We start from the raw sequence: 15,355 nt of genomic DNA, 5'->3' as shown, positions 1-15,355 counted from the left end.
TCTCAGTGAGGTATGCCTGTGCGAACCAACCACCGGCCTCTGCGCCCGGCTAGCCAAGGTCATTAACTTCTTCTGACGCGGCCATGCCCAATTTAGGACAGAACAGTCAGGCGTATGCCTAATAAGTTTTGCTGCATGCCTAAAGAACAAGCGACTCATCCCAATAGTGAGGTCAGTGATCGTTTTTATTCCTCGGAACGCTGCCGGCTCTCCAATACTACATAAGATGTAAATTCCAACTACCTATGACGTAATTATGTTCTCAAATCTGTTGCGCTAGGACGATTCTTTGATTATCAAAATTCTGTTTGATAAATTGGTCGCAGTTAATTTCAGCTTCTCACCCTAGATAAGGCAAATTATGGGAAAACGACTGGTTACTGCAGGAATTGCGGGTGCAGTAGTTTCTGCACTTCTTTTCCCCTCTGTCGCGTACGCTGCAGAAAACCCTTCCGAGCAAGTTGCAAAAGCGGTTAAAGCAGCCACCCCTGACGAGCTGCCTGCGCCGGAAACAGATGCACAAGTACTACGTGATGAAATCACCCTGAGTTCTGACACCTCAGGTGACTCTTTGTCGATTCCTCTCATGCGAGATGAGCTCATCGAGATCCAGACGGACAGTGCCGAAGGTACAGAATCTTCGATCGGCATCTCTCTACCTCAGCAAGCCGGTGTGTCGAAGCGCGGAAAGACGCTCAACTCAGGAACGGCTGTATTCGGCGGAGACGGGGTTGATGTCGTAGTGGAGCCAATTGAAGCGAGTTCAGTGCGAATCAACACAGTGCTGAGCGCTAAGGAAAGCCCACACGAGTTCACTTATAAGCTGGATCTACCTATACAGGCGAAGCTCGAGCTGCAAGAAGACGGTGCGATCGCCGTGATCGATGAGGGCGTATTCATCGGCGGTGTAGCTGCTCCCTGGGCCCGGGATGCTTCTGGTCGCGAAATCTCCACACGGTACATAATTGATGGGCATTCGTTCACACAAATCGTCGACCGGAATGAATCAGTAGTCTACCCGGTTGTAGCTGATCCATGGGTCGGCAAGGCTTTGATCGCAAAGACTTCCTGGACGGCCTATAACAAGAAGTACAAGGGCTACACTTTGGAGGTTTACCCGACGCAGTGGGGCAGAGCCAACGTTTGGCTTTTGTTCGGACCGGCCTTGTACGGATCAATTCGTAAGGCGTTCTATTATGAGATGAACTCGAAAACCCCTGGTACTCGTGAAGAAACTGCGTCGATGCGAGATCAGCTGTACTGCCATATTGACGCGGTTCGTCTTAGGGACCCGCTCAAAAAGAGTTGGAATCTGGATACTTGGCGTCCGAAAGTGAGCTACGCACGGATGCTTCGGGCTCTGTGCAACCCTTTATAGAAAGTAAGTAACATGCGTAAAAGTCAGCGAAATGTGTGGGGCCTAATTATTGGTTCCTTGCTTTTGATCATCGGGGTCGTTCTATTCACTTGGTATAATATGGCAGTTCTCACCCCAGCCGAGATCCAACGGCTAGAGGCTGGCGGCAGTGGAGAAAACACTGCTTTTGAGAGCTTCGCGCTTTGGGGATCGCCAGTGCTCGCTCTCGCTGGTGCGGCCATCATAGCCATGGCGTGGATGGTTAAGCGAAAGAACAGAGCCGCGAGTTCTAACCCGCAGTGATGAAAGAAGGCCAGTACCGAATCGGTACTGGCCTTTCTGATCGGAGAGCTACTTGACACCCTTGTACTGGGTGTTGTCGACGCCATCGCTGGTGGTTAGCTTGGATCGCTGATTCTTGATGTGGATATTAATCGCTTCTGGTCGCTGAGGACTTGGCTGCAAACGTTCGGCGGCTCGGTCGTCGTAGTGATTATTTGGGGTTGCTCATGTTTCGCCGCCGAGCGCACTGACCGCACCCGAAGACCACAAGAACGAACACGTAATGTCACCAAGGAGCCCATCACGCCGGTTATCGATGCCAACAACCATCACATCTCAGATGGAAAGTTCGCACACAAACCTTCACGAGAAACCGGCCTCGGAATTTTTCAAGTCAAACGGTACCAACACGAGTTTAATTAGCTCTCAAGCAGCCTGAGCTAGCCGGTCCTGCGGGTTGTTGATCCATGCAGCTTCCGGCAGCGCGAGGAGTCTCGGATCATTAGAGGTACTAAACCGTTCAGGATGCCTTGCACGAGCCGCAGCCAGGGCCTGCGAACGCTTCGCAGCCACCGCGTCAGCCAGCCCGTAGTGAACGTTTGCAGGCGTATGCAGACCAATACCCGAATGCTGATGAGCACAGTTGTACCACTGAACGAATTCGTTCCTGAACTCCCTTGCACCCCCTAGCGATGCGAACCGTTCGGGGAACGTAGGCCCATACTTCATGGTCTTGAAAAGCGACTCTGAGTTATCCCGAATTCGGGATAACTCAGAGTCGTGGTTTAAGACTTTGAAGTATATGCCGGTATTTCCTGAGCGGTTCGGTTCCTTGGAGCACGCCAGGGATTTTATGGGCCGGTTTGTTCATGCGTATAACACTGAGCATCGCCAATCAGGATTGGGTTTTCATACTCCTGCCGACGTGCATTTCGGGATGACTGGGCACGTGGATGACCAACGCCTAGCGGCGTTGGAAAAGGCATGGGCGGAGCATCCTGAACGGTTTGGAAAGAACCGGCTCCCGAAGAAAATGTTGCTGCCTGAAGCGGCTTGGATTAACGAACCGATCAAGCAGGAAGAAGGAGAAAAGATGTTGGCCTAAGACTTAGTGGTCTCACTTGACTTGAAAATTTCCGGCGCGAGATTAGCACTCGACAAAGACTGATACCAACGAGAAATGAACTCAGCGTAAGGTTTCGAATCTTTCATGAAACCGCCGCCGAATAGCAGCGGCCTAACACGCTCCGGTGTTAATCCTTGAGCTGCGCGAACGGCCGCAACGATGTCACCGCGGTCAACCAGTTTGGCAAGATCTTCACTCATTCGCGCCACCTGCATTCGATGCGGTCACGAGGTGGTGAGGCTTTCCCTTCGCGGTGGTTTCACCATGAAGGTCCGCTTCCTTAGCTTTGCTTATACCGCCAAGCTTAGTCCGCCTTGCTGCGACTCGATAAGTACGCGCATCGAAGGCAAAGACCCTCTGAAAGTTTCCACCATCTTGGACAGCGACTTGCACAGGCGGCAGCGAACCGACCGTGGCGCATCGAGGCTACAGCGCAGATTGCCGGATCGAACGTCCACAGAACCAAAGGATCGAGTTCCCCGAACCGACGTGATCCGAGCTGGCCACTAGCGCGGATTCCCCGGGCCGCAGGAGGGCTCTGCGCCTTCGGATTGATTCGCTGAATGCTCCAAGCTCAGGGGCACTGCTACTAGATGGAGCTTTAAAAGCCGTTGCCGAGGTCAGTTTCCTGACCTCGGCAACGGCTTGCCGGCGGCTATGCCGCCTTCTCCATTATCGGTGTGGCAGTTGCTATCCCCGATTCCGGGACAGTCTCGAGCCAGCCCTGCCAAGCTGCGTGTTCAATACTGGCTGAAGCTTCCGTGTTGCCGCTCATCGCTGTGCTCCCGTCCACAGCTGGCCTTCGTGTTCGACCAGGTGATACACCGGAAGCGGCGTCTCCTCGGCGCTGAGGCACTGCCCGGAATCCAATCGATAGATTTCCTTGTGCAGCGGGCAGGCGACCGTCGGCACGCGCTGGCCGTCAATGATGGTATCGCCGAGAATCCCGCGAGCCATCACCTTCGCGCCGCTGTTCGGGCAGTGATGCGAGGCCGCGAAGAAGTCCCCGGATTCGGTGCGGAACAACGCGATTTGCCGGCCATCGAGCAGGGCGCTTTCTCCCCACCCTGGTTCCAGGTCCTCCGGTCGGCAGACCGACGCGAGGTTGGTTGGAATGTCTAATACATACTCTTCGACTACAGCGCTCATCACTGCGCTCCTTTCAACTGGGTGCCTTCGATAGTTCGAGCTTAGAACTCCAATGTTTCGCGCCGTGCGTACTGCTGTTCCGCCTCGGTAAAGCCTGCTTCACCGCGTAGCGCAACCAAGGTGAGCCCCCGATCCCTCCCGGAATATCAAGGATCTTTACGCGACTCTTCGAGGAAACGCCGTGCGGAGCACCAGTTTTGATTCCAACATATTTCGCGCTTCTCACCGGCTATTTTTTGGGTGGTGGAGAAAATTGTGGCCCCCGAAACATAAGGGTAATTGCGGCGCAAAACTAACTTTCTAAGCTGGGATCATTCACCAACGAGCACTGATCTTTTCGAGCGAAAGTCGAGTTTCATCATGGGCACAGCACATGGATCCCGCCGCATTGTGGTGGTTGGCGGTGGCCCCGCCGCGCACCGCTTCACGCAGGCCATTTCAAACCGCGAGCCAAGCGACCTGCACATCACCGTGCTCACCGAAGAAACACACATTCCCTACGACCGGGTGGCCCTCTCCCAGGCATTGACCAACCCCGGAGTCGACCTGACCCTCGGTGAGGTTGAGCTTTGGGAACGCGCTCATGTCACCCTCGAAACCGGTGCAGCGGTCACCGAGCTGGACAGCATCAAGCAAACCGTGCGCACCGCCGACGGGCGCAGCTTCGAGTACGACCAGCTGGTCCTGGCCACCGGTTCGAATGCCGCCACTCTCCCGATTCCGGGAGCCGAGCACACCCACGTCTACCGCACCCTGGAGGACGTCTGGGCCATTGCCGAGCAGGTCCGCGAGCTCACCGAATCCCTGGGCCGCGCCCCGGTGGTGGCCACCATCGGTGGCGGCCTGCTCGGCCTGGAGGCCGCAGCCGGCGCGCAGGCGCTGGGCGCCGAAGCGGTGGTGATCGACGGCGGCAAATGGCTGATGGGCACCCAGCTCGATGAGGGCGCCGGCCAGGCCATGGGGCGGCTCATCGCCGACACCGGATTCACCGTGCACGGCGGAGTCTTTCCGAAAGAGATTCTCGCCAGCGCCGAAACCGGGCTGGTCTGCGGGGTGCTGATGGCCGACGAGCGCACCATCGACGCGGATATGGTCATCGTGTCCATCGGGGTGCGGCCCCGCGATGAAATTGCCCGCAACTACAACGCGGCGCTCGATGCTTCGGAAAGCAGCCAGCCGCGCTTCGGCATCGGCCCGCGCGGCGGCATCGAGATCGACGCCGGCTGCGCCACCGCGATCCCGAACGTCTACGCCATCGGCGAGGTCGCGAACTTCGAGGGGCTGTGCATCGGCCTGGTGGCGCCGGCCAACGCCATGGCCGAGGTCGTGGCCGAAAGGCTGCAGGGCGGAACCGCCGAGTTCGCCGGCTTCGATACCGCCACCAAACTCAAGCTCTCCGGGGTGGACGTGGCAAGCTTCGGCGACGGCTTCGCCCGCACCGAAGGCGCGCTGGAGGTCGTCTATGCTGATGCTCCGCGCGGGCTCTACCAGAAGGTCGTGGTCTCTTCCGATGCCAAGGTGCTGCTCGGCGGCATTTTCGTCGGCGACGCCACCCCCTACCAGTCGCTGCGCCCGCTGCTGGGCCGCGAGCTGCCCGGCGAACCGGGTGCCTACCTCAGCGCGCTGGGCGGCGAGGCGCCGCAGGGCGAGCTGCCCGATGAGGCGGTGCTTTGCTCCTGCAACAATGTCAGCGCCGGGTCGATCCGCGACGCCGTGGGCGGCTGCGGAAGCTGCGAAGGCAGCGAGCCGGTCACCAAGCTTTCCGAGCTCAAGGGCTGCACCCGCGCCGGCACCCAGTGCGGTTCCTGCGTGCCGATGCTCAAGAAGCTGATGGAAGCCGAGATGCTGAAGAACGGCGCCGAGGTCTCCGCGGCGATGTGCGAGCACTTCGAGCTGTCCCGCGCCCAGCTCTTCGAGGCCGTGCGCCTGGCCGGGCTGACCAGCTACCCGCAGATCATGGAGCGCTTCGGGAAAGGTGCGGGCTGCGACATCTGCAAACCGGTCATCGCCTCGGTGCTCGCCTCCCAGACCTCGGGCCACCCGATGGAAGCGGGACTGGCCGGCGCGCAGGACACCAACGACCGGGTGATGGCCAATATGCAGAAGGACGGCACCTATTCGGTGGTCCCGCGCATCCCGGGCGGGGAAATCACCCCGGAAAAGCTCGGCGTCATCGCCGCCGTGGCGGCGAAGTACAACCTGTACACCAAGCTCACCGGCGGGCTGCGCATCGACATGTTCGGCGCCCGGCTGGAACAGCTGCCGGAGATCTGGAAGGAGCTGGTGGACGCCGGATTCGAGTCCGGCCAGGCCTACGGCAAGTCGCTGCGCAATGTGAAAACCTGCGTCGGCTCCTCCTGGTGCCGCTACGGCATGCTGGACTCTGTGGCCATGGGCATCGAGATGGAGCTGCGCTACCGCGGGCTGCGCGCCCCGCACAAGTTCAAGATGGGCGTCTCGGGCTGTGCGCGCGAATGCGCCGAGGCCAGGGCCAAGGACGTCGGAGTGATCGCCACCGCCGAGGGCTGGAACCTGTATGTGGGCGGCAACGGCGGAGCGAACCCCGCCCACGCCCAGCTGCTAGCCGGTGGACTCGACGATGCCACGCTGCTGCGCTACATCGACCGCTATCTGATGTACTACATCCGCACCGCGGACCGGCTGCAGCGCACCGCGCATTGGATGCAGGATCTGGACGGCGGCATCGAGCATGTCAAGGCCGTGGTGGTCGAGGACTCGCTGGGCCTGGGCGCGGAGCTTGAAGCCGCGATGGAAACGCATGTGGGCAACTACCAGGACGAATGGGCGGCCACGCTCGCGGATCCGGAGAAGCTGCGCCGCTTCCGCTCCTTCGTCAATGCCCCGGACCAGAAGGACGAGGAGCTCAGCTATATTCCCGAACGCGGGCAGCACCGCCCGGCCGAGCCGGTGCGCCTCGGTGCCACGATCGGCATCGGGGCACCGAGCTAGGCGGCTACCAGCGTGGGTGGATCTGCGCGCGCAGCTTCGTGTCGTACAGTTCGCGCACCGCGGCGTTGAAGCCCTCAGAGAGCTGCAGCGACCCGGCGGCGGCATTCGCCCGGGCCTGGTCCGCATTGCGGGCCCCGGGGATGATGGAGCTGATGCCTTCTTGGGCGGCCAGCCAAGCCAGGGCTACCTGGGCGCTGGTCGCCTGCGGCGCCTCGGCGGCGGCCAGCTGCGCGAACTGCTCGGCGGCTTGCAGCCCGGTGGTGTAGTCAACCCCGGAGAAGGTCTCGCCCACGTCGAAGGCCGAGCCGTCGCGGTTGAAGCTGCGGTGGTCATCTGCGGCGAACTTCGTCTGCGGCGTGTAGCGGTTGGTCAGCAGCCCGCTGGCCAGCGGGACGCGGGCAATGATGCCGACTCCTGCTTTGCGGGCCGCGGGCAGCACCTGCTCCAGCGGTTTGTGCCTGAAGGCATTAACGATGATCTGCACGGTGGCGATATTCGGACGGGCGATAGCGCTCAACGCTTCATCAACTGTCTCCACCGAGACCCCGTAGGAGCGCATCCGCCCCTCGTCCACCATGGTGTCCAGCGCATCGTAGACCGCATCGGTGGAGTACACCGGCGTAGGCGGGCAATGCAGCTGCACCAGGTCGAGGGTGTCCACCCCCAGGTTGGCGCGGGAACGATCGTTCCACGCGCGGAAGGCCTCCAGGTTATAGGCTTCGGGCACCTGCTCCACGCGGCGGCCCATCTTCGTGGCCACCGTGACCTCGGCCTGCGGGTTGGCCCGCAGCCAGCGGCCGATGAGCTGCTCGCTGCGTCCGTCCCCGTAGACATCTGCGGTGTCGAAGAAGCTGACGCCCTCGGCGTAGGCGGCGTCGAGCACCGACTGAGCTTCGGCTTCGTCCACCGCTCCCCAGTCGGCGCCCAGCTGCCAGGTGCCCAGGCCAATGACGGAAACGGTGCGGTTGGTGCGTCCAAGAAGTCGTTGTTGCATGTACCCGAGCTTACGTGGAACGACTCGCCAAATCGCACCATTTCCACACGCCATGAAGCGATTCGTTGGATGGATACACAATCAGCAAGAAAATTTTCACCGCATCCGGAGCAATCGGTCCGCCCTTAGCCGTTGGCCTGGATGACATAGAACTCGGCACCGGTGGGATCCGCGATGACCGCGAGCCTGCCGAAGTCCGAATCCATGGCCGGGCTGACTTCCGCGCCGCCCGCGGCAATGGCGTCGGCCACCGTTTGATCGGTGTCCTCCACCGCAAAATACACCTTCCAACCGGCGAGCTTCGGGTCCTCGAAATGCGCAATGTCCATCACGCCGGCCTTTGCATCTCTTCCGGCGCCGAGCGTCTGATAGCGGAACTCGTCGCTGTCGCTCATCACCTCCAGATCCCAATCCAGCGCTTCGCGATAGAACTTTGTTGAGGTTTCGAATTTGGTGGTGTGCAGCTCATGCCACACCGGGGTGCCTTGCTCCCCCATCTTCTGATAGCCGGGATGGCCGCCGGCCTGCCAGAGTCCCACTCCGAGGCCCGAGGGGTCGCCAATCATCGCCATTTTCCCCTGTTCGGGCACTTCCATAGGCGGCATGTAGACATGCCCCTGATGCGCTTGGACTTGGTCTACCGCCGCGTCGATGTCCGCAACACGCAGGTAAGTGCTCCATACGTCCGGGAAGCCATTGTCCGGATCGTTTTTCATAAGCCCCGCGACGGGTAGCCCGTCGATGGCGGCCGTGGTGTAGCCACCGTAGGTTTCCTCCTCCCCCACGACATAGCTCCATCCAAAGAGTTGCGAATAGAAGGTCTTGGCAGCCTCGATGTCCTTGGTCAATAAATCGATCCAACACGGAGATCCCGGTGGAAATTCTGGCGTCGACATGGTGCTCCCTTAGATTGCGAGTTGTCAGTGATGACACGCTGAGTCTAAAACGACCGTGCAGTCTATTCAATGGCTACGACCAGCAAGGGTCAAGACCTCTCTAAGAAAGTGGAAAACGTAAAATGAAACGTAGTACCTTGATTTGACACGAAGTTCCACTAGGCTTGTAGAGTGATCCACCTCACTAAGTTTTAGCTGTTGATCCTAGGAGCCCTGCGTGATGCGTTCGAACTCAAACCTGACCATGTCGGTGGCGGCCATCTTGGCCGAAAGCGCCGCGCGCTATGGGGATCAGAACGCGATCACCATGAGCGGCCAAAGCACCACTTACAGCCAGCTTTGGGATGAGACCCGCGCCTACGCTGGAGCCTTGCGCGATCTCGGAATCCAACAGGAAGACCGCGTGGCGGTGCTCATTCCCAATGTCACCGACTTCGCCCGGGTGTACTACGCCATCCTTTCCTTGGGAGCTATTGCAGTGCCCATCCACGCGTTGCTGAAGAAGCAGGAGATCGCCTACGTACTCGAAGATTCCGCCGCCAAGCTGCTGATTTGTGCCGCTCCCCTGCTAGGCGAAGGCGCAGCCGGAGCCGAACTGGCCGGCGCCAAAGTCCTCAGCGTCTTGGCACCGCCGGAGTTGGAAACCGACCGCTTGGAAGACCGCGCGGCGAGCGCGGATCCCATCAGGACCTATGAGCCACAGCATCCGGAGAATATCGCCACGATCCTCTACACCTCCGGCACCACCGGCACGCCAAAGGGCGCCCTCGGCACCCACCTGGCGTTGATCGAACAGACCAGCACATTGTTGTTGGAAACCATCGATATGCGCCCCGGCGATAAGCTCTTCGGCGGCTTGCCGCTGTTCCATACCTTCGGCCAAACGGCCGTGCTCAACACCGGATTCCGCGCCGGTGCCGAACTCGTATTGCTTCCGAAATTCACCGCGAAAGATGCCCTGGACCTGGTCTTGGACCAGGAAATCGACTTGTTCTTTGGCGTCCCCACCATGTACGTCGCACTGTTGGAAGCCGGCAAACAACGCAGCGATAAACCAACCAAGCTACGCTATGCGGTCTCCGGCGGTGCGTCGCTGCCGGTAGCGGTCCTGAACGCCTTCGAGGCGCGTTTCGGAGCTCGAATCCATGAGGCGTACGGACTGACCGAAACCTCACCGGCCGCCACCTTCAACCATTTGGGGCGCGAGCCTCGCCCCGGAACTATCGGCACCCCCATCTGGGGAGTCGAAGTGGAAATCGCCGACCCTGCCTATCCGAACGAAATCCGTTTGCTTCCCCGCGGAGAGCTGGGAGAGCTGGTGATCCGCGGACACAACCTGTTCTCCGGATATCTCAACTGCCCGGATGCGACCGCCGAGGCCGTCGTGGATGGGTGGTTCCGCACCGGAGACCTAGGCACGAAAGATGCAGAAGACTATCTGCGCATCATGGACCGCACCAAGGATATGGTGCTGCGCAACGGGTACAACGTATACCCACGCGAGGTGGAGGAAGTGCTGGTCAGCCATCCGGAGATCTCCAACGCGGCCGTGTACGGCATTCCACATGCAAAGCACGGACAGGAAGTAGCGGCCTCGATCACGCTGGAACCCGGGTCGACCCTGAACCCGGAAAGTATCGGCCGATGGGTCAGCGAACAGATCGCCGCCTACAAGTATCCAAGGCACATTGAGATCGTGAAAGAATTCCCGCTGGGTCCCAGCGGGAAGATTCTCAAACGCGAGCTGGTAGCCAAGCACAGCGGCTAGGTACCGGTGCACGCCTCCGGCAGCGGGCTGCGCCGCTAGTTGATTCCCTCGAAGCGCCAGCTGAATTCTGGGCGGCGCTTGGCGGCAAAAGCCGCTCGGCCCTCCTTGAGGTCTTCACTGCGCGCGTTCTTCCGCCACAGCTCTTCCCAGTAGGCATCAAGCAGTGGCTCCGGCTTTCCTTCGCCGGTCAGTGAGATGGCTTCCTTGGTGTGCTGAATCGAAAAGTTCGAATTGGCTGACATTTGGAAGAGCAGGGCCGCCGCCTCGCTATCCAGCTTCTCCAGCGGTACAACCCGGGTAAACAGGCCCCACTCGGAGGCTTCTTCCATGCTGATTCCGGCGCCGCTGAACAGCAGGTATTTCGCGCGGCTCTGGCCCACCCTCTGCACCAGGCGTTCGATGCCGGGCCGGGGAAACACCAGCCCCACCTTGGCCGGGGTAATGGCAAGACGGGTATTGTCCGCCGCCAGTTGGACGTCGCACGCGGCCGCCAGCTGCCAGGCACCTCCGAAGCAATTGCCGCGCACCACCGCGATGGTCGGTTTGGGACAGCTGGTAATCGCGTGGTCCACCAGATCAAAGTGGTTAACCAGGCCATCTGCGCTGGGCTGGTCAAAGAGCACCAGATCCATTTGATCGATGGCGATGCCGGCGCTGAAGTTCGCTCCGGCCCCGGTCACCACGATGGCCGCGACCTCGGGGTTTGCAGAGAGCCCTGCAAACGCGCCGACGAGTTGCAGACACATGTCTTTGGTCAGCGCGTTGTACTGCTTCGAATTATCCAGGCTCACCGTGGCTACGTTGTTGCTGATCTCGACACCGATGCGGCCCTGCTGTTGCTGACTCATCAAACACCTCAAAAATCCTGCACGCGCCCAAAAGTTATTCTCTGCTCACCGTGCCACACTAAGGGTGTGGATGCACAGATTATTTACACCATTATTGCCGGATTACTGCTGATCGTCTCTGCCTTGGGAACAATCATTCCGGTCCTGCCCGGCTCCTTGCTCACTATTTTGACGCTTCTCGGCTGGGGTTGGCTGCTGGGGTCCGGCGCTTCCTGGTGGGCGGCGGGACTCGGCATGCTGATCGCCGCCTTAGGCTGGTCGGCCTCCGCGGTGCTGACCGGGCGCAAGCTCAAACAGCATCAGATCCCCAAAGGATCGATCTTCTGGGGGTTGCTCGGTGCGATCGCCGGCGCCATCCTCATTCCGGTCGTGGGCTTGTTCCTCGGCTTTGCGGTGGGTCTGTTCCTCGGTGAGGCCGCTCGCCACCGCAAGTTCGGTGGCGCCTTGGCCTCTTCCTGGGCGACGTTGAAGGCCATGGGTATCGGAATCATTGTAGAGTTCGGCTGCGTCCTGCTGGCCACTTCCATCTGGGTCATCGGCCTGATCACCCACTTCGCGACCCGCTAGATCCAACCGCGTTCCTGGGCAATGCGCGCGGCCTCGATCCGATTCGACCCATCGGTCTTGCCGATCGCATTCGACAGGTGGTTGCGCACCGTACCCACCGACAGATGTATTTCCTGTGCAATCCTGGAGACCGGGCTCCCGGCCGCCGCGAGCCCCAGGATCTCGCGTTCCCGATCGGTCAGCGGATTGCTCGCGGATTCAACCGACAGCATCGCAAGCTGCGGGTCGATGACCTTGCCGCCGGCCTGCACCCGGCGCACGGCGTCGGCTAGTTCGGCGGGCGAGGCGTCCTTGACGAGGAATCCATGGGCTCCGACCTCGAATGCCTGCCTGAAATATCCCGGACGGTCGAAGGTGGTCACGATCAGCACCTTGATCTGCGGATGCTTCGCGCGAACCAGTCCGGCGGCCGTGAGGCCATCCATGCGCGGCATCTGCACATCCAGCAGCACCACGTCCGGGGCGTGAGCGGCCACCGCGGCCAGCACCTCGTCTCCGTCGGAGCATTCGGCAACCACCTCGAGGTCATTTTCCATGTTCAGCAGCGCCACCAGCGCGCCGCGGACCAGGTGCTGGTCATCGGCAATCAACACCTTGATCATGCATCTGCTCCCGTAGCCCCGAAATCGATTCGAATGCTGGTTCCGCCTAGCTTCGACTCCCCCACTGTGCAACTGGCTCCGAAAAGCCGGGCCCGTTCACGCATGCCGCGTAGCCCGTGGCCTTCCTTGGCATTCTGCAGGCCATCTCCGTCGTCATCGATACTGAGCATTTGCTCAGATAGGCCAACCCAGACCCCGCTGGCGTGCGCATGGCGCAACACATTGGTCAGTGACTCCCGCACGATCCACGAAACGTGGGAACGCAGCGCCTGCGGGATGGCTTCTGCCCGGCCCACGACATTAAACTCAATGCCGCTATCGGCGCACACCTGCGCCAAGGCCTGAAGTTCCCCTTCGAGATCCGCACGGGCCATTCCATGCACGGTGGTGCGCACGGAATCGAGTGCCGTGAGCGCCAGTTCGCTGAGCTGCTCAACCTCGCTTCGAGCTTTCTGGACTTCGCCTTCGTCCAGTAGCCGCAGCGCCAGCTGCGCCTTGAGATTCAGCGCGGTCAACGAATGGCCAACCCCGTCATGCACGTCGCGAGCCATCCGTTCTTGCTCGCTGAGTACCAGGAATTCATCCTTGATCATGTCTGCCGCCACTGCCCGGCGGATCGTCCCGGAGGTGACAAAGTAAATCACCATGAGCATCACGTTCAACCCGGTGAGGAAGAGCTGTTGCAGGAACACGCCGTAAGCCAGCGGAAGGCCGAAGCTCAGGACCAGTGCCACCGCGTAGGTCACGTACATGACCTTGCGCTTGAGCAGAAAGGCCGAATATGAGGTCAGGAATGGCAGCAGCCCCAACGCGCCGTCGTGCAGGATCGGAATACTCGCAAACATGATCGCTGCCATAATGCCGAAATAGGCATATACCTCGAAAGAGCCGCTGCCGCCGTGGCCCACCGTCCAGGAGAACCGTCCGTAGCCGCGAAGGTAAGCGGCCGCGTACACGAGAATCAGGCTCAACCCGAGGACCCGCAACGCCACCGGGAAGTCCCCCTGGAGCAGGGTGAGTGTCGGGTAGATGAGGAAAATAATCCACACTCCCGATACCCACCAGCCGAATCTGCTCCAGAACCGGTCTACGTCGGCCTGTGCCTGACTACGTTCGGTCACTGCCGTGCCCGTGCCTTTCGCGTTGCGATCAGGGCGAAGATTGCGAAGAACGCTGCCCATAGCACCACATTAGTCACTGGGATCCACAATGCATCGGGAGCGAACCCGGTTTCTGCCGGAACATCTTGCAATTGCAGGAAACGTACCAGCGCGACATAGCCGTACATCGGGGTAAAGCGGGCGATATCCAGCATCAAGCCGCTCAGCGGCATGAACACGTTGCCGAAGAACGCGAAGAACACCATCAATCCCGAGGCCAGGCCCAGCGCGGATTCGGATTTGAAGAGCATGCCTACGCCGATGCCGTAGCAAGCGAACATCAGCGAACCAACTATCGTGATGCCGAAGGCGGCGATCCACAGCCACCATTCTGTGGTGGTGGCGCCCGTCGCAGCACCCAGTGCGTAGACCAGAGCCGCGGAGATCGCCGCGATGGTGGTCGCCACGAACATCTTCGAGGAGACGAAGGTTGCCGGCGACATTCTCGTCAAGGCGATCTGGCGCCCCCAGCCCTGCATGGATTCGGTAGCAACGGTACCGGCGATGGAAACCGTCGAGATCGCGGCCCCGTACGCTGCCATCGAAGCCATGATGTAGAACTTCACGTTTCCCAGCCCGAGGACTTCCTCGCCATAACTGGGGATGCTGCCGAAGAGCAGATACATTGCCGAAGGCATCAACAGGGAGAAGAACAGGTTGTAGCCATCTCGAATGTTTCGGGTGAACTCGACACCGACATATGTGGGATTCATGATGCGTCCTCCGTCAACTGAACAAAAGCGTCTTCGAGGCTTGGCGCGGAGATCTCCAGATCATAGGCGCCATACCGGGTCAGAAGTGTTCGTGCCAGCCCGTCCGAGTCCTGGCAGCGGAAGGTCACCCGCATCCCTGACCGCTCTTCGATCTCGGGCTTGGCTTCTTCGCTCATGAGCTGGTCGATGCTTCGCGTGTCCGGCATGGTCGCGACTACCTTGCGTCCGGAGATCATCTGCCGTAATTGCTCTGTTGCCCCGTCCGCGACCACCGCGCCGCGGCTGATCAGCACGGTGCGTTCGGCGAAGTTTTGTGCCTCTTCGAGGTAGTGGGTTGCGAAGATGATGGTTCGCCCGTCGATGGCTTCGTTGCGCATGGTGTTCCAGAATTCGCGGCGAGCCATCACATCCATCCCCGCAGTGGGCTCATCCAGGATCAACACATCTGGGTTGGGCAAGAGCGCGAGAGCGAATTTGATGCGTTGCTGTTCACCACCGGAGCATTTGCCGACGCGGCGCTTGGCGATCGGGGTTAGTCCGGTTCGTTCCATGACTTCGTCGATTCGTCCATGAACTTGGTGCATGGACGCGATGACCTTGATCGTTTCGTAGACGGTCATATCTCGAAGCAGTCCGCCGGTTTGCAATACTGCGGAGACCCGGCCGCTGGACACCGCCTTGTGCGGGTCCAGGCCAAGTACCTGGGCAGTTCCTGCGGTTGGCGCGGTCAGCCCGAGGATCATGTCCACGGTGGTGGTCTTCCCTGCACCGTTCGGCCCCAGCAGGGCGACGATTTGTCCGGTGTGAATGGTTAGATCGATGCCTTTAACGGCTTCGACCTTGGTACGGGGTGTCGTGAAAGTCTTGTGAAGCCCCGTCAGCGTGACAGCGTCGGTTCGGTTCAGCGTTTTCATACTCTTATT

At 60.2% G+C, this 15,355-nt stretch carries 13 protein-coding genes and 2 pseudogenes; 5 read left to right on the top strand and 10 right to left on the bottom strand.

The annotated features are described in order from the left end of the window. Window positions 1-361 precede the first annotated feature (361 nt). A complete protein-coding gene (locus tag ACT3UA_RS04145) occupies window positions 362-1,378 on the top strand; it encodes a DUF2599 domain-containing protein (RefSeq protein ID WP_096286323.1) in 1,017 nt (338 codons plus the stop codon). Between the two features lie 687 nt (window positions 1,379-2,065). On the opposite strand, the pseudogene ACT3UA_RS04140 reads toward ACT3UA_RS04145, so the two are convergent. Next, a pseudogene (locus tag ACT3UA_RS04140) lies at window positions 2,066-2,389 on the bottom strand (integrase core domain-containing protein); the annotation flags it as partial. Here ACT3UA_RS04140 and ACT3UA_RS04135 point away from each other — a divergent pair. Further along, window positions 2,370-2,744: pseudogene (locus ACT3UA_RS04135) on the top strand (integrase core domain-containing protein); the annotation flags it as partial. The pseudogenes ACT3UA_RS04140 and ACT3UA_RS04135 sit on opposite strands and share 20 nt — an antisense overlap. On the opposite strand, the gene ACT3UA_RS04130 reads toward ACT3UA_RS04135, so the two are convergent. Together ACT3UA_RS04130 and nirD are read right to left on the bottom strand one after the other, a co-directional pair. Beyond that, the gene (locus ACT3UA_RS04130) at window positions 2,741-2,965 is read right to left on the bottom strand and encodes a hypothetical protein (protein ID WP_141393532.1); all 225 of its coding nucleotides are present in this window, start codon (window positions 2,963-2,965) and stop codon (window positions 2,741-2,743) included. The pseudogene ACT3UA_RS04135 and the gene ACT3UA_RS04130 sit on opposite strands and share 4 nt — an antisense overlap. Before the next feature lie 571 nt (window positions 2,966-3,536). Beyond that, window positions 3,537-3,914, bottom strand: a complete 378-nt coding sequence (gene nirD, locus ACT3UA_RS04125) for a nitrite reductase small subunit NirD (protein WP_096286317.1) — start codon at window positions 3,912-3,914, stop codon at window positions 3,537-3,539. A gap of 360 nt (window positions 3,915-4,274) precedes the next feature. On the opposite strand from nirD, the gene nirB reads away from it, so the two are divergent. Then, window positions 4,275-6,884, top strand: coding sequence for a nitrite reductase large subunit NirB (gene nirB / locus ACT3UA_RS04120; RefSeq protein WP_096286315.1), 2,610 nt, complete (start codon window positions 4,275-4,277; stop codon window positions 6,882-6,884). Between the two features lie 4 nt (window positions 6,885-6,888). Here nirB and ACT3UA_RS04115 read toward each other — a convergent pair whose 3' ends face one another. Then, window positions 6,889-7,878 carry an aldo/keto reductase gene (locus ACT3UA_RS04115; RefSeq protein ID WP_444615620.1) on the bottom strand — a complete coding sequence of 330 codons (990 nt, stop codon included), beginning with the start codon at window positions 7,876-7,878 and terminating at the stop codon, window positions 6,889-6,891. A 125-nt stretch (window positions 7,879-8,003) separates the two neighbouring features. Next, the gene (locus ACT3UA_RS04110) at window positions 8,004-8,726 is read right to left on the bottom strand and encodes a VOC family protein (protein ID WP_255248437.1); all 723 of its coding nucleotides are present in this window, start codon (window positions 8,724-8,726) and stop codon (window positions 8,004-8,006) included. A gap of 268 nt (window positions 8,727-8,994) precedes the next feature. On the opposite strand from ACT3UA_RS04110, the gene ACT3UA_RS04105 reads away from it, so the two are divergent. After that, on the top strand, window positions 8,995-10,542 hold the full coding sequence (locus ACT3UA_RS04105) for a long-chain-fatty-acid--CoA ligase (protein WP_096286309.1): 1,548 nt from the start codon (window positions 8,995-8,997) through the stop codon (window positions 10,540-10,542). 35 nt (window positions 10,543-10,577) lie between these two features. Here the strand turns inward: ACT3UA_RS04105 and ACT3UA_RS04100 are convergent, their stop codons facing one another. After that, entirely contained in the window at window positions 10,578-11,390 is an 813-nt protein-coding gene (locus ACT3UA_RS04100) for an enoyl-CoA hydratase/isomerase family protein (RefSeq protein WP_096286307.1), read from the bottom strand. Window positions 11,391-11,456: 66 nt separating this feature from the next. On the opposite strand from ACT3UA_RS04100, the gene ACT3UA_RS04095 reads away from it, so the two are divergent. Then, entirely contained in the window at window positions 11,457-11,957 is a 501-nt protein-coding gene (locus ACT3UA_RS04095; protein WP_096286305.1) for a DUF456 domain-containing protein, read from the top strand. On the opposite strand, the gene ACT3UA_RS04090 is transcribed toward ACT3UA_RS04095, so the two are convergent. From ACT3UA_RS04090 to ACT3UA_RS04075, 4 genes are read right to left on the bottom strand one after another with little or no spacing between them, the layout of a single operon-like run. Beyond that, a complete protein-coding gene (locus ACT3UA_RS04090; RefSeq protein ID WP_096286303.1) occupies window positions 11,954-12,559 on the bottom strand; it encodes a response regulator transcription factor in 606 nt (201 codons plus the stop codon). The two genes, ACT3UA_RS04095 and ACT3UA_RS04090, sit on opposite strands and share 4 nt — an antisense overlap. After that, entirely contained in the window at window positions 12,556-13,680 is a 1,125-nt protein-coding gene (locus tag ACT3UA_RS04085; protein WP_176484175.1) for a sensor histidine kinase, read from the bottom strand. The genes ACT3UA_RS04090 and ACT3UA_RS04085 overlap by 4 nt, the downstream gene beginning before the upstream one ends. Further along, window positions 13,677-14,432, bottom strand: coding sequence for an ABC transporter permease (locus ACT3UA_RS04080; RefSeq protein ID WP_096286299.1), 756 nt, complete (start codon window positions 14,430-14,432; stop codon window positions 13,677-13,679). The genes ACT3UA_RS04085 and ACT3UA_RS04080 overlap by 4 nt, the downstream gene beginning before the upstream one ends. Beyond that, a complete protein-coding gene (locus tag ACT3UA_RS04075) occupies window positions 14,429-15,346 on the bottom strand; it encodes an ABC transporter ATP-binding protein (protein WP_444615619.1) in 918 nt (305 codons plus the stop codon). The genes ACT3UA_RS04080 and ACT3UA_RS04075 overlap by 4 nt, the downstream gene beginning before the upstream one ends. Window positions 15,347-15,355: the final 9 nt, after the last annotated feature.

The sequence above is a fragment of the Glutamicibacter sp. 363 genome (assembly GCF_052379505.1).
Classification (GTDB): domain Bacteria; phylum Actinomycetota; class Actinomycetes; order Actinomycetales; family Micrococcaceae; genus Glutamicibacter.
Note: the sequence above shows the minus strand (reverse complement) of the source record. Positions and strands in the feature narration are given on the sequence as shown.